This is a genomic window from Antarctobacter sp. (assembly GCF_034670325.1).
Classification (GTDB): Bacteria; Pseudomonadota; Alphaproteobacteria; order Rhodobacterales; family Rhodobacteraceae; genus Antarctobacter.
On record NZ_JAXMNR010000006.1, the window covers coordinates 80,861 to 98,912 of the forward strand.

Annotated in this window: 20 protein-coding genes; 8 read left to right on the forward strand and 12 right to left on the reverse strand. The window is 61.1% G+C overall.

The features are described from left to right. Window positions 1-39 precede the first annotated feature (39 nt). From VOI21_RS15840 to VOI21_RS15855, 4 genes are all read left to right on the forward strand, one after another. Window positions 40-744, forward strand: a complete 705-nt coding sequence (locus VOI21_RS15840) for a CoA transferase subunit A (protein WP_323770910.1) — start codon at window positions 40-42, stop codon at window positions 742-744. Then, on the forward strand, window positions 744-1,367 hold the full coding sequence (locus VOI21_RS15845; protein WP_323770911.1) for a 3-oxoacid CoA-transferase subunit B: 624 nt from the start codon (window positions 744-746) through the stop codon (window positions 1,365-1,367). The genes VOI21_RS15840 and VOI21_RS15845 overlap by 1 nt, the downstream gene beginning before the upstream one ends. Window positions 1,368-1,680: 313 nt before the next feature. After that, window positions 1,681-1,947, forward strand: a complete 267-nt coding sequence (locus VOI21_RS15850) for a hypothetical protein (protein WP_323770912.1) — start codon at window positions 1,681-1,683, stop codon at window positions 1,945-1,947. 103 nt (window positions 1,948-2,050) lie between these two features. Next, entirely contained in the window at window positions 2,051-2,896 is an 846-nt protein-coding gene (locus VOI21_RS15855; RefSeq protein WP_323770913.1) for a hypothetical protein, read from the forward strand. Between the two features lie 115 nt (window positions 2,897-3,011). Here VOI21_RS15855 and VOI21_RS15860 read toward each other — a convergent pair whose 3' ends face one another. The 3 genes from VOI21_RS15860 to VOI21_RS15870 form a co-directional block, all read right to left on the reverse strand. Continuing rightward, entirely contained in the window at window positions 3,012-3,467 is a 456-nt protein-coding gene (locus tag VOI21_RS15860) for a phasin, PhaP (protein WP_323770914.1), read from the reverse strand. A 241-nt stretch (window positions 3,468-3,708) separates the two neighbouring features. After that, window positions 3,709-4,158 carry a phasin, PhaP gene (locus VOI21_RS15865; protein ID WP_323770915.1) on the reverse strand — a complete coding sequence of 150 codons (450 nt, stop codon included), beginning with the start codon at window positions 4,156-4,158 and terminating at the stop codon, window positions 3,709-3,711. A 122-nt stretch (window positions 4,159-4,280) separates the two neighbouring features. Then, window positions 4,281-6,083, reverse strand: coding sequence for a class I poly(R)-hydroxyalkanoic acid synthase (locus VOI21_RS15870; protein WP_323770916.1), 1,803 nt, complete (start codon window positions 6,081-6,083; stop codon window positions 4,281-4,283). Between the two features lie 134 nt (window positions 6,084-6,217). On the opposite strand from VOI21_RS15870, the gene phaZ reads away from it, so the two are divergent. Then, window positions 6,218-7,495 carry a polyhydroxyalkanoate depolymerase gene (gene phaZ / locus VOI21_RS15875; RefSeq protein ID WP_323770917.1) on the forward strand — a complete coding sequence of 426 codons (1,278 nt, stop codon included), beginning with the start codon at window positions 6,218-6,220 and terminating at the stop codon, window positions 7,493-7,495. Between the two features lie 196 nt (window positions 7,496-7,691). Here phaZ and VOI21_RS15880 read toward each other — a convergent pair whose 3' ends face one another. The 4 genes from VOI21_RS15880 to VOI21_RS15895 all read right to left on the reverse strand — a co-directional run bounded on the left by VOI21_RS15880 (window position 7,692) and on the right by VOI21_RS15895 (window position 10,547). Beyond that, complete coding sequence (locus VOI21_RS15880) at window positions 7,692-8,231, reverse strand: adenine phosphoribosyltransferase (RefSeq protein ID WP_323770918.1); 540 nt, start codon at window positions 8,229-8,231, stop codon at window positions 7,692-7,694. A 119-nt stretch (window positions 8,232-8,350) separates the two neighbouring features. Beyond that, window positions 8,351-8,971 carry a LysE family translocator gene (locus tag VOI21_RS15885; protein ID WP_323770919.1) on the reverse strand — a complete coding sequence of 207 codons (621 nt, stop codon included), beginning with the start codon at window positions 8,969-8,971 and terminating at the stop codon, window positions 8,351-8,353. A gap of 3 nt (window positions 8,972-8,974) precedes the next feature. Continuing rightward, window positions 8,975-9,655, reverse strand: coding sequence for a DUF2927 domain-containing protein (locus VOI21_RS15890; protein ID WP_323770920.1), 681 nt, complete (start codon window positions 9,653-9,655; stop codon window positions 8,975-8,977). A 10-nt stretch (window positions 9,656-9,665) separates the two neighbouring features. Next, entirely contained in the window at window positions 9,666-10,547 is an 882-nt protein-coding gene (locus VOI21_RS15895) for an S-methyl-5'-thioadenosine phosphorylase (RefSeq protein WP_323770921.1), read from the reverse strand. 329 nt (window positions 10,548-10,876) lie between these two features. Here VOI21_RS15895 and VOI21_RS15900 point away from each other — a divergent pair, with 329 nt between their 5' ends. After that, complete coding sequence (locus VOI21_RS15900) at window positions 10,877-12,511, forward strand: SulP family inorganic anion transporter (protein ID WP_323770922.1); 1,635 nt, start codon at window positions 10,877-10,879, stop codon at window positions 12,509-12,511. Window positions 12,512-12,592: 81 nt separating this feature from the next. On the opposite strand, the gene VOI21_RS15905 is transcribed toward VOI21_RS15900, so the two are convergent. Continuing rightward, window positions 12,593-13,246 (reverse strand): CatB-related O-acetyltransferase, encoded by a 654-nt coding sequence (locus tag VOI21_RS15905; RefSeq protein ID WP_323770923.1) that lies wholly within the window; start codon window positions 13,244-13,246, stop codon window positions 12,593-12,595. 241 nt (window positions 13,247-13,487) lie between these two features. Beyond that, the gene (locus tag VOI21_RS15910; protein ID WP_323770924.1) at window positions 13,488-14,093 is read right to left on the reverse strand and encodes a flavin reductase family protein; all 606 of its coding nucleotides are present in this window, start codon (window positions 14,091-14,093) and stop codon (window positions 13,488-13,490) included. A gap of 85 nt (window positions 14,094-14,178) precedes the next feature. On the opposite strand from VOI21_RS15910, the gene VOI21_RS15915 reads away from it, so the two are divergent. Together VOI21_RS15915 and VOI21_RS15920 are read left to right on the forward strand one after the other, a co-directional pair. Beyond that, window positions 14,179-14,664: an N-acetyltransferase gene (locus VOI21_RS15915; protein ID WP_323770925.1), complete on the forward strand. Its 486-nt coding sequence runs from the start codon at window positions 14,179-14,181 to the stop codon at window positions 14,662-14,664. A gap of 49 nt (window positions 14,665-14,713) precedes the next feature. Further along, window positions 14,714-15,478: an EcsC family protein gene (locus VOI21_RS15920; RefSeq protein ID WP_323770926.1), complete on the forward strand. Its 765-nt coding sequence runs from the start codon at window positions 14,714-14,716 to the stop codon at window positions 15,476-15,478. Between the two features lie 318 nt (window positions 15,479-15,796). Here VOI21_RS15920 and VOI21_RS15925 read toward each other — a convergent pair whose 3' ends face one another. From VOI21_RS15925 to VOI21_RS15935, 3 genes are read right to left on the reverse strand one after another with little or no spacing between them, the layout of a single operon-like run. After that, entirely contained in the window at window positions 15,797-16,225 is a 429-nt protein-coding gene (locus VOI21_RS15925; protein ID WP_323770927.1) for a c-type cytochrome, read from the reverse strand. Then, entirely contained in the window at window positions 16,222-17,535 is a 1,314-nt protein-coding gene (locus VOI21_RS15930; protein ID WP_323770928.1) for a multicopper oxidase family protein, read from the reverse strand. Before VOI21_RS15930 ends, VOI21_RS15925 begins: the two co-directional genes overlap by 4 nt. Beyond that, a complete protein-coding gene (locus VOI21_RS15935) occupies window positions 17,532-17,966 on the reverse strand; it encodes a cytochrome c (RefSeq protein ID WP_323770929.1) in 435 nt (144 codons plus the stop codon). Before VOI21_RS15935 ends, VOI21_RS15930 begins: the two co-directional genes overlap by 4 nt. Between the last annotated feature and the right edge of the window lie 86 nt (window positions 17,967-18,052).

An 18,052-nucleotide genomic window follows, 5' to 3' on the forward strand; every position in this document is an offset into this window, starting at 1 on the left:
GCGAAAACTCCTTTGATCCAGATATCAGGGGAGTTTTCCATGAAAAAGGTCTACGGCACGGCCGCCGAGGCATTGGATGGGGTGCTGTTTGACGGCATGCTCATCGCTTCGGGCGGCTTTGGCCTCTGCGGCATTCCGGAACTGCTGATCGACGCCATCGTCGAGAGCAAAGTCAAGGATTTGACCGTTGCCTCCAACAATGCCGGGGTTGACGATTTTGGCCTGGGCAAGCTGCTTGCCACCAAGCAGGTCAAGAAGATGATGTCGTCTTATGTTGGCGAGAATGCCGAATTCATGCGGCAGTATCTCAGCGGCGAGCTTGAACTGGAGTTCAACCCGCAAGGCACGCTGGCCGAACGTATGCGCGCCGGTGGGGCAGGGATCCCCGGTTTCTACACCAAGACCGGCGTTGGCACGGTGATCGCCGAAGGCAAGGACGTGAAATCCTGGAACGGTCAGGACTACATCCTCGAAGAAGGCATCTTTGCCGATCTCGCCATCGTCAAGGCGTGGAAAGCCGATGACACCGGCAACCTCATCTTCCGCAAGACCGCCCGCAACTTTAACCCGCCAGCGGCGATGTGTGGCAAGATCTGCGTTGTCGAGGTCGAAGAGATCGTGGAACGCGGTACGCTTGATCCCGATCACATTCACCTGCCGGGCATCTACGTGCACCGCATCATTCAGGGCGACCACGAAAAGCGTATCGAACAGCGGACCGTCCGCAAGCGGGAGGAAGCATAATGCCCTGGGATCGCAATCAGATGGCCGCACGCGCGGCAGAAGAGCTTGACGACGGGATGTATGTGAACCTTGGCATCGGCATCCCGACGCTGGTGGCCAACTATGTCGGCGACAAGGACATCACCCTGCAGTCGGAAAACGGCATGTTGGGCATGGGTCCGTTCCCGTTTGAGGGCGACGAAGACCCGGACCTGATCAACGCGGGCAAGCAGACGATCACCGAACTGGCCCGCACCTCGTACTTTGACAGCGCGACCTCGTTCGGGATGATCCGCGGCGGCAAGATTGCGGCGGCGATCCTTGGCGCGATGGAAGTCGACGAAAAGGGCGATCTGGCGAACTGGATGATCCCCGGCAAGCTGGTCAAAGGCATGGGCGGCGCGATGGACCTTGTGGCTGGTGTCGGCAAGGTCATCGTGGTGATGGACCACACCAACAAGCACGGCGACAGCAAGGTGCTGAAGGAATGCACCCTGCCGCTGACCGGCAAAGGCGTGGTGGACCGGATCATCACCAACCTCGGCGTCCTGGACGTGGTCGAGGGCGGTCTGAAGATCGTCGAAACCGCCGAGGGTGTGACCGAAGAAGAACTGCGTGCCGCAACGCAGGCAACCATCGTGTGATAGACCCTTGCCCCGCGTCATTTCGATTGCGGGGCAAGTCTTTCTGACGGTGAACCCGTCCTGTTGTCCCGCAAATTCAACGATTGGGTGGCAGACGACCGGTGAGGCAACCGCTTGATCGGTGCACGCCAAGGGGGATTTCCCTTTTTGGCGCATTCGGGAAAATTGAATTTTCAGGTAATTCTCCAAGACAAGTGCATAATTCGGTTGCGCCGTCGCCCGCAGGGAGGAACCGTGTTGGCGGGTCAACTGCTTCTGTCATCGGTTGTCCGACTGCCATTATTTCAGAACTGACAGTTTGAAAGGATATCCGATGCGTTCATTTGTTATTGCGCTTGTTTGCAGCCTGTGTGCCTCTGCTGTCTCCGCCAGCCCTCTGACCTGCTGGTACAACTCTTCGGGCGCGTTTACCGGCGCCGATGGCGGCAGCAGGGGGCTACCAGAGTCCAAATGGGGAATGTCCTATGCCATCCCCAACCCAAATGGCAGCGGCTCTGACGACTATGCCTACGTCATTATCCTGCCGACCTACGAAAGCGGCAATGACTGCCCGGAGAGCGCGGAACTTCGCAACGAATAATGCGCTCCGACCCTAGGTAATCGACTTTTTGCCCGGCCCATCCTGTGGTGGCAGGCCGGGCAATGAAGTCATGTCAAACGCTTGAATGGATGGGATACCCATGATGAGCTTTTTGCGAAACTTGGCGGTTGCGGTGGTTTTGGCCTGTGCTGGCCCCGCGATGGCCGACGGAGTTAACCCGCTTTACGATATGGACGGAAACTACATTGGCGATGTCGAGATTGTCGGGGACGTCGTTGATCAGACCGGGACCGAGTATGCGCGCCTGGATGTCCGGTCGTTGCGCCTGACCCTCTATGTCGATCCGGACGCCGTCTATGTAATGCTGGACCCGAACAATCCGATCATCCGGGGGCAGACTCCGTTCAGCGGATTTTGGATCGGCTGGGATCCTGATCCCAGCGGCCAATGGCGGCGGTGTGACTATGGCGTCTACCCTGATCACACGGGCCGCGACCACCAACTGTACGGGGATCTTACCTGGACCAACCTCAGGTACTCTGATCACGAGGATTTGGTGTTTGCAGTCGATCTGGGCTTTTGCGGTGATCAGATCACGTCCTGGGCCACCAACTATGCCGGAGCGGCCGACACTGGCCACGGCGCGGCGGGAATGGACCCTTGGGATCTGGACCATGTACGCGATGTTTGCGGAAACGCATCTGACTTGCAGGAACGTGCGGTTGGTTGTTCTCGCGTGATCGCGCATCCAGAGGCCACGGTGGACGATGTGACCTGGGGCTTGTGGAGCCGCGCTTACGTGCGATGCGGGCAGTCCGTGCCCGATACAGAAATCGTGGCCGACCTCATGACGGCTGTCCGGCTGGACCCGTACACCTGGCAGGAATATTTCCGCAATGCGGGCGGCTATGCGGGGCCGCTTGATGGCCAGATTTCATATGAGTTGTATGAGGCGGTGGGACGCTATGTGACCGGAGGCTGCCAGTAGGCCGCTGTCAAGGCACAGTGAAAACGAAAGGGGGCAGGATCCGAAGATCCTGCCCCATCTCATTGCGCCCGATTTGGGAGGAGAGGACGCAAATGCCGGTTCGACCTAGGCCGAATTACTTGGCTTTGGTTGCGGCGGTCGCTTTCTTGGCGTTCGCTGCAACGTCGTCAGTCGCTTTCTTCACGGCTGCGGACGCGTCCTGCGAGAAGTCTTTGCCAGCGGCCATCAGCAGTTCGACGGTGTCCATCTGAACTTTCTTGGCGATCTCGGCAAAGTTGTTGGCGTTCTCGGCTGCGATCTCGGCCTGCGCCGAAGCGAAGTCGGACAGGGCCTTTGCATAGTCAGCGGGCTCTGCCTTGGCTTTGGACATGTCGGCCATCTTGGCCAGTGTGTCCTTGGTCCAGGAGGCCGACAGTTCGGTCGACTTCTTGGCGGCTTCCAGCGCGACGCTGGACAGCTTTTCGCTCAGCGTGGCGGTGGTCTTGAACGCGTCTTCCATGGCTTTGGTGTCCACGGGGAATGCACCCATCATGTCTTTCATCATGGCGGAGAAATCGTCGGTCTTTGTCATTTGTTCAGGTCCTTGATTCTGGTGTTGCCGGGGCGGCGTTTGCTACTGACAAGAACATGGATGCTGCAGTGCAGCATTTCAAGTGAAACCTCTGCGGTGCGTCAAAAAGTCGAGGAAATCTTGCGGTGACCCAAAAACGATTTGCGCAAAGAAAAAGGGGCAGGATCCGAAGATCCTGCCCCAGGACATTGCGCCTGATTGGGAGGAGAGGGCGCAATTTCCGTTTCGGTCGAAACCGAAATTACTTGGCTACTGCGGTCGCTTTCTTGGCGGTCGCGGTCATCTCGTCGGTGGCTTTCTTGACAGCGGCGGTGGCATCTTCGGAGAAGTCCTTGCCAGCAGCCATCAGCAGCTCGACGGTGTCCATCTGGACCTTCTTGGCGATCTCGGCGAATGCGGCCATGTTTTCGGCGGCAACTTCGGCCTGAGCCGAAGCAAAGTCGGTCACGGCTTTGGCGTAGTCAGCAGGCTCTGCCTTGGCTTTGGACATGTCTGCGAGTTTCGACAGCGTGCCTTTGGTCCAGGTTGCCGACAGGTCAGCGGACTTTTCGGCGGCTTCCAGCGCGACAGAAGACAGCTTTTCGTTCATGGTGGCGGTGGTCTTGAACGCGCCTTCCATTGCCTTCGTGTCGATGGGGAATGCGCCCATCATGTCTTTCATCATCGCGGTGAAGTCCTGAGTCTGTGCCATCTTGATAAATCCTTGTCTGTTGCTGTTTCGGGCCCGCCCCGTTTTCAGCAGCTGTCAAGAATATGCATGCTGCGGCGCAGCATTTCAAGTGAAATTCTGCGCCGCAGCATGAGGCGTGCAAGCTATTGAATTTGCTTCGCGGCCTTGAGTTTCACGTAGGTTCCGGGTGCCGGACAGATCGGTTCGTAGGCCGAATCACCGGGGATGCGGGCCGGTACTTTCTTTCCCGACCGCTTCTTCAGCCAGGCTTCCCAGTGCGGCCACCAAGAGCCGTCGCGGAACTCTGCGGTCTTTTTCCAGGTCTCGAAATCAAGGCTCATGTCTTCGAGCACGTAGTGGCCGTATTTGCCTTTGGACGGCGGGTTGACGATGCCGGCGATGTGGCCGGACTGTCCCATGACAAATTGTTTGGAACGTGAGCCCATCAACTGCACCCCGCGATACACGTCCCGCGCTGCAGCGATGTGATCGGTCTCTGTCGCGATGGACATCACCGGCACATCGACATCCTTGACGCTCAATGTCTCTCCGAACATCTCCAACGTACCTTCGGCGAATTCATTTCGCTGGCACAGACCGCGCAGGTATTGGCTGAACATGCGACCGGGCAGGTTGGCGCCGTCGCCATTCCAGTACAGCAGGTCAAAGGCTGGCGGTGTCTCACCCATCATGTAGGACCGGATCGCAGGGCCATAGATCAGGTCGTTGGAGCGCAGGAACGAAAAGGTGCGCGCCATGATGAAGGACGGCAGGATGCCTTCCTGATTGATTTCCTCTTCGATGCCGTCGGCAAAGTCGTCCTGCAGGAACGGCGTGAATTCACCCTGATCGCTGAAATCGGTGAGAGCGGTGAAGAAGGTCGCGGAGCGCACCGATTTGTCGCCGCGTTTCTTCATCAGCGACAGCGTCAGGCTAAGGGTTGTCCCGGCGATGCAGTAGCCGACCGCATTGACCTTATCGACGTCGCAGACCTCCTTGGCGACGTCTATCGCCTTCAGGAAACCTTCTTCGACATAGGCCTCCAGCCCGACATCGCGATACTTGGCGTCGGGGTTGATCCAGCTGACAACAAACAGGGTATAGCCCTGATCGACGACCCACCGGATCATGCTGTTCTGGGGTTTGAGATCGAGGATATAGAATTTGTTGATCCAAGGTGGGAACAGAACCACCGGGGTTTCCTGAACCTGTTCGGTGGTGGGGTTATACTGGATCACTTCCATCATGCGGTTTCGATAGATCACCTCGCCCTGAGCGGTGGCGATGTTCTCACCGATCTCAAAGGCGTTGTCGTCGGCCAACCGCACCACCAGTTCACCGTTGTTGGCCTCAAGGTCCGCAACCAGGTTTTCCAGCCCGCGCACCAGGCTTTCACCCTCTGTTTCAACCGCTTTCATCAGCGCGTCGGGGTTGGTGGCAAGGAAGTTGGTGGGGGCGAACATATCGACGATCTGCTGGCTGAAGTACCGCAGCCGACGCTTTTCCTTTTCGTCCATGTCTTCGATCGCATCGACAGCCTGATGAATGGCATCGGCGTTGATGAGATACTGCTGCTTGACGTAGTTGAAATACGGGTGGTTGTCCCATAGCGGGTTTTTAAAGCGTTTGTCGCTGGGGCCGGGATCCTCGGGGGCCTCCAGCTTGCCGCGCGCCAGTTGTTGCTGGGCCTCAACAAAGGTGGTGACGGTCTTGCCCCAAAAGCTGACCTGTTGCTCAATCAATTTGGCAGGGTTGTTCACCCATTCCTGGACATAGGCCTGCGCCGCTTTGGCATAAAGCGCGCTGTCAGGGCCATTCAACGCCTGCGGCGTCGGGTGGCGGCGGGTCAGGGCCGAAACAAGTCGCTTGCTGAGTTCTTCAACTCTTTCAAGGTTCTCCTCCAGCCGCGCTCGACTTTCGCCTGCGGCAACCTCGTTTATTGTCATCGGAACTAAATCCCCCTATCCTTCGCAGTTGCAGAAACTACCGTCGTGGGTTTCGGGGGGCAAAGCGACGAATTGGCTCGGGCTTGGGTTTGCGGATACCCGCCGACCCCGCGAAACGAAAAGGAGCAGCCGTCGTGCGCTACATGGCCACCTACGACCTGATGGAAAGCATCCGCAACACGAATGCCTGGATGGGCGCGACCGCGCGCACTCTTGCATCCTATCCGATTTTCTCGGCTGTTCCTAACCCGGCGTTGACCTGGATGGCAGCATGGGGGGCCGTTACCGAACGGACCTTCGAACGTATGGTGGTCAAGCCGGATTGGGGCATCCGCACCTTCACGTGCGAGGACGGCAAAGATCACCTCGTCGACATCGCCACGGTGGTGGAAAAACCCTTTGGCAACCTTATACATTTCAACGTCTCCGGTCGTGCCGAACAGCCGCGCAAGATCCTGCTGGTCGCTCCTATGTCGGGCCACTATGCCACGCTTTTGCGTTCTACCGTCAAGTCGCTCATCGTAAATTGCGAAGTCTATGTCACGGACTGGCACAACGCCCGCGACATTCCGGTGAGCTGCGGCAAGTTCGATATCGAGGATTACACGCTTTACCTGATGGACTTCATGCGCCATCTGGGGCCGGACACCCATGTGATTGCGGTCTGCCAACCGGCACCGCTGACGCTGGCGGCTACCGCCTACCTTGCCGAACTGGACCCTGAGGCGCAGCCGCGCACGCTGACCCTGATCGGCGGGCCGATCGATCCCGACGCCACACCGACGGATGTGACCGACTTTGGTCGCCGCGTGACCATGGGGCAACTCGAAGAGACAATGATTCAGCGCGTCGGCTTCAAGTCCAAGGGAGTGGGCCGGATGGTTTATCCGGGCCTGCTGCAACTGGCGTCCTTCATGTCGATGAACGCCGAGCGCCACTCTGCCGCGTTTCAGGACCAAATCGGTCGCGTCGCCCGGGGCGAGGCCTCGGATCACGACGCGCACAACCGATTCTACGACGAATACCTTGCCGTGATGGACATGCCGGCCGAATTCTACCTGTCGACGGTGGAGCGGATTTTCAAAAATGGCGAAATCGCCAAGAACGAGTTCGTTGTCGACGGCCACAAGGTGGACATCGGGGCGATCACGAAGGTTGCGGTAAAGACCGTTGAGGGTGCCAAAGATGACATCTCGGCCCCGGGCCAATGTGTTGCGGCTTTGGATCTCTGCACCGGCCTGCCGGACGAGAAAAAGGCCAGCCATCTGGAGCCGGGTGCCGGGCACTATGGCATATTCGCGGGCAAAAGCTGGCGCAACAATATCCGGCCGCTGGTGCTGGAGTTCATCGACGCCAACTCGGGCAATCCGGCACCAAGACCGGTTGCCGTTAATCTGGCCGACCACCGCTGAACCATCCGTGATCCAAAAGTGCGCGCCTCGCGGCGCGCGCTGTCTGTGTCGTCCTTGCGCGCTTCGCGCACCGTCCTCCGGATTTGGGCAGTTTAGCTCGACACAGGTTTTGAATGGTAACGCGCAACGCAAGAGGCCGGCAACTGATGAGGTGCCGGCCTTTTCTGTTGTCTGGTTTTATCTGTCAGCAGCAGCGTCAGAGCCCGTCAAAGGCGCAGAGGGCATGAACGTCCATATCCATTGCCTCCAGCCGCTTGCGCCCCCCGAGTTCCGGCAGGTCGATCACGAAAGCGCATCCGATGATTTCCCCGCCAAGCCGTTCGACCAGTTTGATACCGGCCTCTGCCGTGCCGCCGGTCGCCAGCAGGTCATCGACCAACAACACCTTTTCACCGGCTTCAATGGCGTCATCATGGATTTCCACCACGGCCTCACCATATTCCAGCTGGTACTCTTCGGAGATCACCGTGCCCGGCAGTTTGCCCTTTTTCCGGATCGGGACAAAGCCAGCCGATAGCTGGTGCGCCACGGCACCGCCAAGGATAAAGCCGCGCGCTTCCAGCCCCACGACCTTGTCGAACCGAACACCCGCATAGGGGTGCAGCAACTGGTCGATGGCCATGCGGAACCCGCGCGGGTCGGCAAACAGGGTTGTCACATCGCGGAACATGATCCCTTCGTGCGGGAAGTCGACAATGGTCCGGATGTAATCCTTGATTTCGGTCTTGCGCGGCATGTGGACTCCTCGAACAAACGGCTTTCCTGCGGTAGCGCGGGTGGGGGCGCGGTTGCAAGCGTTCAGGCTGTGGACAGCCAGAACTCTTCGGCCTGCGCTATAATGATAGTGAGGCGGCTTCAGGCGCGGCGCAGCGACGCGGTGAGCAGCCCCATGCCGATCAACGTGGCACCCCCGGCCCGGGTGAGCCCAGTCAGAACCGAAGGGCGCGAGATCATCCGCCGCAGCCGGTCGGCGGCCAGCGCATAGGCCAGCGCGTTGAAAGCGGCGAGGGTGACAAAGGTTGTGACCAGTATAGCGAACTGCGGCAACAGCGCTGCATCGGCCACAACGAACTGCGGCACGAAGGCGATGAAAAAGGCGATGCTCTTCGGGTTGAGCGCGGTCACCGCCATGTTGTGCGCGAAAACGCCGCGCGCCGTGACCTCTGTGGCGGGCAGGCTTAGTCCCTTGCTGGGGGCAGAGCGGATGAGTTTCACGCCCAGCCAGATCAGATAGGCGGCACCGGCCCACTTCAGGATCGTGAACAACGTGGCAGAGGCGGCGACAAGTGCGCCCAGCCCCGCCAGCGACAGGCTCATCGCGATGAAATCGCCGCTGGCCACACCGGCGGCCGAGGCGACGGCAACAGAGCGCCCCTTGCTGAGGGCATAGGACAGGACCAGCAGGACAGTGGGGCCGGGGATCAGCAGCAGCGCGGTTGATGCTGCCACGAAGGCCAGCCAGAGGTTCAGGTCCATGTTTTACTCCTGCGGCGGATAGTGGCGGCGCAGCGCCATCAGGTCCTGCGGGCCCAGATCCTTGGATTCATTGTCGTCCTGAGAAAAGATCGACGCCCCGAGGTAAGCCGGGTTTCGAATGTCGGTCAACAGGCCAAGCGCCTGCGTCAACTCCTCGATCATGGCGGATTCGTAGTGGCGGATGTGCAGGCGGGTGCCAAAGATGATGCGCGCGCGCTGGATCTCTCCCGTTTCGCTGCGCGACCAGACGATGACCCGCGCGCCGGTGACTGTGGCCCCGTCCACGCCCTCGATCCCGGTGCCATCAATCGGTGCCTCGCCATCGGTGTCGATCAGGTAGATCCGTATGTCCGCCTCGGCCCCCGCACTGACTTGCTGCAGGGTGATCCCTGCACCTGCCCGGTTGATGAACTTGATCGCCCGCACCAGCGCGGCGCGCGCGCGTTTCTGCTTGCCGCCAAGAAAGACACGGTCGATCTGTGTCAGTTGAACGCGCAGCGGACGGTCCACGGGCCAGCGCACAAGCGACTTGCGGCACGGCTCTCCGGGCGGGGCGGCGCAGGCGACCAGACGGTAAAAGTCATCGTCGCTCAGCAGCCCGTCGGTCTCGACATAATCCTCGGCGCTTGCCGCCGCACAGGGCGGGGCAAGCAGCATCAGACCAAAGAAGAGGACACGCAGCATCGCAAAAGGCTCAGTTGCCGCCCAGCATCCGGCCCGCCACCGCGTCAAGCTTGGCCAGCAGGGCAGGGTCGCGTTTTTCCGGAGCGGTGAGCAGGGCATATTCCAGCGCACGGTCGCAGCCGTGCGGACAGGGCGCGCGATCGGCCCCCAGAAGGGCGGGCAGGCGGCGCACCATCTCGCGGCCCTTGTCGGCGTTGCCGGTCAGGGTCTTGATGATGTCGGTGATGTCCACCGCGCCGTGGTCGGGGTGCCAGCTGTCGTAGTCGGTGACCATGGCGATGGAGGCGTAGCAAAGCTCTGCCTCACGGGCCAGCTTGGCCTCTGGCATGTTGGTCATGCCAATCACGTCACAGCCCCAGACGTCGCGGTACATCTTGGATTCTGCCATGGTCGAGAACTGCGGGCCTTCCATTGCCAGATAGGTGCCACCCTTGTGCACGGTGATCCCGGCGTCCTTGGCGGCGGTATAGCAGGCATCGCCAAGGCGCGGGCAGGTTGGATGCGCGACCGACACATGTGCCACACATCCGGTGCCAAAAAAGGATTTCTCACGGCCAAAGGTGCGGTCGATGAACTGGTCTACGACGACAAAATCCCCCGGTGCCATCTCTTCGCGGAAGGACCCGCAGGCCGAGGCAGAGATCACGTCCGTCACCCCGATCCGCTTGAGCGCGTCGATGTTGGCGCGGTAGGGTACGGTGGTCGGGCCATGCACATGCCCGCGCCCGTGGCGGGGCAGAAAGGCCATCTTCACGCCATATAGCGTGCCGGTCAGAATTTCGTCCGAAGGCGTGCCCCAAGGGCTGTCCACGGCGCGCCATTCGGCCCCTTCCAACCCGTCGATGTCATAAATGCCCGACCCGCCGATCACGCCGATCATGGTGTCTGTCATGGCTGCTATCCTCTTGCCTCACGGTTCCGCAAGCGCGGAGCTTTGGTGTCAGTTATTGAATACCGGGGATGGTCGGAGCAAGCGGCGAAGGCGTGTGAAAGGGAAATTTGTCTTGGCGGAGACCCAACATAATGAGGCCGTGCAGGTCTTGCCGGGACGCGACCGGCCATTGCCTCTGCGGCATGAGGGGCGGCGCAAAACACAGAAAGCCCGTGAACTTGGGCGCAATGCGCGCTAAAGGGCTGGCTTGCTGACCGGACCGCCACACGGGTGGTCAATCATGCTGCATTGCAGTATGGCCTGTTTGCGCGAACATGAGGACCGTCCCGATGAGAAAAGCCATTCTGGCGACTTTCGCCAATCGCCTAGCTTTGCCCGATCTGTCGCTGATGCCGGACGAAAAGCTGACACCGGCCCGGTGGCGGATCGAACTGTTGGCTGGCTTGACCGTGGCGCTGGCGCTGGTGCCCGAAGCGGTGGCATTTGCCTTTGTGGCGGGGGTTCACCCCTTGGTGGGGCTTTACGCGGCTTTCCTCGTTGGCCTTGTAACGGCGCTGATTGGCGGGCGGCCCGGCATGATCTCGGGGGCGACGGGGGCCTTGGCCGTTGTCATGGTGGCGCTGGTGGCGCAACACGGGGTAGAGTACCTCTTTGCGACGGTGGTGCTGATGGGCATTCTCCAGTTGATCGCGGGCGCGCTGCAATGGGGCAAGTTTATTCGCCTTGTGCCGCATCCGGTGATGCTTGGCTTTGTGAACGGGCTGGCCATCGTGATCTTTCTGGCCCAGCTGGGCCAGTTCAAGGTGCCGGGAACAATGGAAAATACCGGCCACGGCGTTGGCGGCGGTGAATGGCTGTCAGGCATGCCGCTGTATCTGATGCTGGGATTGACGGCGCTGACCATGGCCATCATTTGGGTGATGCCCAAGATCAGCAAGGTGGTTCCGGCACCCTTGGTCGGTATCTTTGTGGTCGCCGCGCTGGTGATCGGCTTTGGGCTGGAGGTGCCGCGCGTCGGCGATCTGGCCTCGATCCAGGGCGGGCTGCCGTCCTTCCACTTGCCCTCTGTGCCGTTCAATCTGGAAACCTTTGAGATCATCCTGCCATATGCCGTGATCCTTGCCGCAATCGGGCTGATTGAATCGCTGCTGACGCTGAACCTTGTCGGCGAAATGACCGGCAAGCGTGGCGGTGCCAGCCAGGAATGTATGGCACAAGGCGCAGCCAATGTGCTGACCGGGTTTTTCGGCGGCATGGGTGGCTGCGCGATGATCGGCCAGTCGATGATCAACGTGAAATCCGGCGCGCGGACGCGGGTTGCCGGTATCGCGGCGGCGCTGTTTTTGCTGATCTTCATCCTCTTCGCCTCCCCTCTGATCGAACTGATTCCGCTGGCGGCGCTGGTCGGGGTGATGTTCATGGTCGTGATCGGCACCTTTGCGTGGAACTCTCTGACGATCCTGACAAAAGTGCCGCTGATGGATGCTTTTGTGATCCTGCTGGTGACCGTCGTCACGGTGATGGAGGACCTTGCCGTGGCCGTCGTGGTGGGGGTGATCGTCTCTGCGCTGGCCTATGCCTGGAACAACGCGCGCCGCATCGACGCCCACACGCGCGAGTCGGTGACGGATCTGGGGGCCAAGGTCTATGAGATCCGCGGCCCGCTGTTCTTCGGCTCTTCCGAAGGGTTTGGCGAGTTGTTCGATATCGAGAATGACCCCGAAACCGTCATTGTCGACTTCAAAGAAAGCCGTGTGGTGGATCAGTCCGCCTTGCAGGCCATCGAAGCGTTGGCCGGGAAATACGAGGCAGCGGGCAAACAGATCAAGCTGCGCCACCTGAGCCGCGATTGCCACCGGTTGCTGACCAAGGCGGGCCACCTGATGATCGACAGCGACGATGACCCCGATTACGAAATCGCGGTGGATTACCATGTACGGACGGGCATTCTGGGCGGACACTGAGGCCTATGCGGCGTTTGCAATCCGTCTTGAGCAAATGGAAAGGGCGTCCCGAGGGGCGCCCTTTTTGGTGTGTCGGTCCGTTCAGGCGGGCGCGCACTTTTGCAAGGCAGCAATGTCGCCCGCCTCCAGGGCCGGACGCGCGGCGGCAACCACCTCTGGCGGCCAGTCCCACCAGCCAAGCGCGGTGAGCGCCGCAATCTCTTCCGGTGCAAAGCGCATCTTGACGACCTGAGCCGGGTTGCCGGTAACGACGGCATAGTCGGGGACCGTGCCGCGCACCACGGCACCTGCGCCGACGATCACGCCATTGCCGATCCGGGCTCCTGGCAGGATCATCGCGCCGTAGCCAATCCAGACGTCATGACCAATCATCATGTCCCGCGTGTCGGGCTGGTAACCCAGCATCGTCTCGGGATTGAAGACGGCGAAGGGAAAGGTGCTGATCCCATCGGTCGCATGGTTGGCGGAACTGCCGATGAAACGCACGCCATGGGCGATCTGGCAATATTTGCCGATTGTCAGTTTCTCCTGACTGAATGGGAACAGGTAGGGCGCAAGGCGGGTGGCCCAGTCCTCTGGCGGATCGAAGTCCGATGCATAGGTGAACTCGCCGACCTCAAAGCGCGGATGGTCGATCACGTTTTTCAGATAGACGGTGCCGCGATGCGGGCTGCCGTCGGGCAAGGTGATGGGATAGGCCGCATCGGCCCCGGGCAGGGGGGATGGTACAGGCATAATGCCTCCTTTGAACGCTGGGAAATGTCAGGGGTTCAAAGGTGCTGGTCCATCGGTGCCTCCATTGGTCTATGCGCCAGATAGCATATCTGGCAGTGGTTTTCGAGGGGCATGACCCATCAGGAAACGTATGTGAGATATGCAGGGGGAGGCCAGGCGGCCGGACTGGAAAGGCAGGGTGACGTATCCCTTGGAAAAATGACCCTGCCCACCTGTTGCGCGCGATGGGACTCGCGCGATGCTACTCGCCCGGTCGATTCAGGCTGAACTTCTCGCGCACCACGGTGTAGTCGCGGTATCCCATACGGCTGAGCGGGTTGTAACGCAGCACGTCAAAGATGCCGTCCACGATGCAGTCATCGCGCATATGCACACCCGTGACCTCTCCGAAGACCGCGAAATTCGCCTCACCGGGCAGTTGCACGATCTGCGTCAGCTTGCATTCGAGGTTCGCGGGCGCTGCGGCCACGCGGGCGCAATTGATGGCGTCGCACTCTGCCTTTTCGATGCCCGCAAGTTCGAACTCGTCAACCTCGCGGTCCCACGCGCCAGAAGTCTGGTTCATCACGTCTTTCATCGCGTATTCCACGATGTTGACGCAAAAGACGCCGGTGTCGCGAATCTGGCTGACGCTGTCCTTGGTGTCGCCCCGGTCCGGCTTGGCGCTGGTCGAGGAGAACATCACTTGTGGCGGGAAATAGGCGACCGCGTTGAAAAAGCTGTAAGGGGCAAGATTATCATGCCCGTCGCTGCCGCGGGTCGAGATCCAGCCAATGGGCCGCGGGGTCACGATGGCGTTGAACGGGTTGTGTGGCAGGCCGTGGCCGTCTTCGGGGCGATAGAACAAGGATCGTGCTCCTGTTTGCGCGTGGGTTTTGCGCGTGATACGCGGCCTTGCGCAGAAATGCACGTGGGTTGGAGGCAGTCGGGCAGTGTTCACGCTTGCACAGGAAACGCCAGACGACTGGTGGGAGGTCGAGGCGCTGTTCGATTTGGCTTTTGCGCCGGGTCGGTCTGCCCTGTCGTCTTACCGTCTGCGCGATGACGTGGCCCCGGTCGCCACGCTGTGCCGTTTGGCGCGGGATGAGAGCGGCACGCTGGGCGGTGCGATTCGCTATTGGCCGGTCCGGGTGGGGACGCATGACGCCTTGTTGCTGGGTCCGGTTGCGGTGCACCCGATTGCGCAGGGCGAGGGGCTGGGCGCGGCACTGATCCGCGATACCTCGGCGCGGGCGGCAGAACAGGGCTATGCCCGCATCCTGCTGGTGGGTGATGCGCCTTATTACGGTCGCTTTGGTTTTGAACGGCTTGAGGGGGTCGAGATGCCCCCGCCGACCAACCCGGATCGCATTCTGGGCCTGCCGCTGTCCCCCGGTGCATGGGACGGCGTGACGGGTGAGGTGACGCGCGCGGCTTGATCACGTGCCGTGCAGGACCCATCTTTGACTGGATCAGGGAGGGCTCCACGTGTCCGATACAAAACTGCCAGCAGTGCAACATCAGGCCGAAATCGCCGCGTTGGCCAAACGCTATCGCGAGGCGGATTCGCTGGGGATGCAGGTGCTGTCGCTGATCGGCGGCCATGCGGGCAACCTGCTGGAACGGCTGCCCGACGCGGCCAAGGACCGGCTGGAAGAGGCGACCCGGCGCGCCTTGACGGCGGCAATGCATGCGGCGCAGCGGTCGCGCACGGTGGTGCCGGACCAGAAACATTGGCTCAACACGGCGGTCGCCACCGCGATGGGGGCGGCGGGCGGATCGGCTGGCCTACCTTCTGCTTTGGCGGAATTGCCGGTAACGGTGACGGTGCTGTTGCGCGCCATCCAAGGCGTTGCGGCGGATCACGGGTTTGACCCGAGCGACCCCGAGATTGCCCGCGAATGCCTGAGTGTCTTCGCCGTGGCAGGCCCGATGGAAGAGGACGACGGCGCGGAAATGGGCTTTCTGGCGGCGCGGGTAACGGTGACGGGATCGACGATCTACAGCCTGATCGCGCGGATCGCGCCCAAGCTGTCGATTGCCATGGGCCAAAAGCTGGCGACTCAGACCGTTCCGGTGCTGGGCGCGGTGGCAGGGGCTGCGACCAACTATGCCTACACCAGCTATTATCAGCAGATGGCGCAGGTGCATTTCGGCCTGCTGGCGTTGTCTCGCCGTTCCGGCATCCCGCGTGATGTGCTGGTGGAGGAGTTGAAAACAGAGATGGCCAAAGCTCGGTTAACGCTGAATTAAGCTTAACCGTGCTATCTGAGTCGCATCGGGGCGGAAAGCCTCGTTGCAAACCACCCGCCCTACGAGAGTGTCGGTCCCGATTGGGGCCCGGCCAAGAGCAATGGGGCAGGGGATCTGCCCGCACAGAAAGTGCGGGTGGCGCTCTGGCCAGAATGGTAGGGGCGAACGTGTGTAGACAGTCCTGAACCCGGTCGCTTGCCGAAGGCTGCGACCGGGTTTTTTCGTCTTTTCGGCTTTGAGGGGCTGGTAGACGCGATCTGTCATCCCGCTCAAACGCGCAGGGCGAAACCGGCAACTCCAGATCAAATCCGCTGCGCTCTAACCGTGCGGCGGGTTCCGTCCGGCCTGTACGTCGCGTTCCCGTTCCGGCCATGTGGAGCGGATATAGGCCAAGATGTCCCAGATATCATCGTCGCTCAGGGCATCGCCAAAACCGGGCATCCCGCTGTTGAACCCTTTGACGCCCAGCCTCTTGACCACTTCGGCGCCGCCCAGTTGCGTGTATTCGAAAAGTTGCGCGTTGCTGTGGTGCCAAGTGTGGCCGTTTGCGTCATGCGGCGGGGCGGGCAGAACGCCGTCCGGGCCGGGGCTTTGCCAGTCTGGTTGGCCTTCAAGGTTGGCGCCGTGGCAGGCGGCACAGTTTTCCGCATATAGCGTTTGTCCGTTGGTCAGATCGCGATTGTCCAACTCGTGTCCGGCCCAAGCAGGGGCAACGGTAAGCGCCAAAAGGGCCACTGCGGTTCTCATGCCACCTCGACCCATGTTTTCATGCCAGAGGCCTGATGCCCCAACATGTGACAATGCAGCAGCCATTTACCGGGATTGTCGAAGACACACAGGATGTCCCGCGTCTCTCCGGCCATCAGTAGGGTTGTATCGCGCAGGTCCCCTTGGCTGCCTGTCGTCGCGTCCAGTTCATAGAAATGATGCCCATGCAAGTGGATGCCATGTGGAAATGCGGTGTCGTTGATCAGGGTGAACCGCGCGGTATCACCTAACGCAAACTGCGCAAAGGGGGCGTCGCGCAGGCCGGAGGTGCCGTTGAAGGCCCAGATGTCATCGCCCGCATGGCGACCGCCCATGGCCCCACCCTCCATCCGCAGGGTCAGGGCGCGTTCCTCGCCCGGTGTGGGGCGGTGTCCGGCGGGCAGGGTTTGGATCGGGCCGCGTTTGGCCGTGACAGGGGCGGCTCCAAGGGTCAGCTTGCCCATCTCATAGGCCTGCTCCGGTGTCGGAAAGAGAAAGCGCACCACGTCCGTCACATCGCCGATCACGTCAATCCGCTGCGCCGGGGCCAGCAGCATCTGACCCAACGCGCGCGGCTGCGCCAGTGGGCGCCCATCCAGCGCGACGATGCGGGCGTCGATGCCTTCGAGCGCCACAGGAAAAATCCGCGCGGTCGCGGTGTTGATCAGGCGCAGGCGGATGCGTTCTCCGGTGTTGACGGTGGTCTGTGACAGGATCGCCTTGGCAAAATTCCCCATCCGACCGCCGTGGGCAAAATCGTGCATGTTGCCGAAGCCGGCAGCCATCTCTCCGTTTTGTTCCAGCCGCCAGTCGTCAAGGATCACCGTGATGTCGCGGTCCACGTCAGGCGGCGTGGTCTCAGTCACGATCAGCGGACCGTACAGGCCGCGCGCCACCTGTTCCCAACTCTGGTGGTGGGAGTGATACCAATAGGTGCCCGCGTCTGGCGCGACAAAGTCATAGCCAAAACCGCCGCCCGGCGGCACCGCGTCCTGGGTAAGGCCGGGGACGCCGTCCATGGCGTTGTCGATACGGATGCCGTGCCAGTGGACTGCTGTCGGGTCGGCCAGTCGGTTTTCAAACGCGACGCTCAGGCGCTGGCCTTCGGCCACCCGCAGTTCCGGTCCAGGGGTGGAGCCGTTGAACCCCAGCATCGGCGTGGCCCCGTCACCGGGGTCGAGGATCTGGGCAACCACGGGTTCGGCCCGCAGCGGCAACGACGTGGCGCCTGTTGCCACACGCGGCAGGGCGGCTGCGGCCAGTCCAGCGGCCAGAAAGCCACGGCGATTGATGCGAAGGGGCGGCGTCATTTGCGGTAAACGCTGTGGCAAGCCTTGCAGGCCGACCCCAGCTCCGCCAGCGCCGGGCCAAGGTCCTCGGCGCTGTCGAGAGAGGTCGAGACATCGACCGCGACGCTTTCCAGTGCCTCTGCCTTGGCGGTGAAATCCGCAAACTCCTGCCAGATGACCGCCTTTGCCTCGGATTTCGGATCGGTTGCCTGCGTGTCAAAGAGGGCCGGGGTCAGGGCAGCCTGTTCAGCGACCTCTGTCGCGGCGGCGCGCGCCGTCTCCGCATCAAAAGGGGCCAGACCTTTGGCCATGTTGCCCAACACTTTCATCGCCTCGCCTGTCGCCTTCATCGAGTCCATGCGTTTGAGGACATCCGGGTTTTTCACGCCCCCATGGGCCAGCGCGGCGGCTGCGGAAATGATGAGGACGGTGGTCAGGAGCCGAGTTTTCATAAGGGGCCTTTCGATTTGGTCCGCAGGTGCGGGCAAAGGTTTAGGGAGGCTCTGGCACACAGGGCCGCCTGTCAAATCACGCTGCT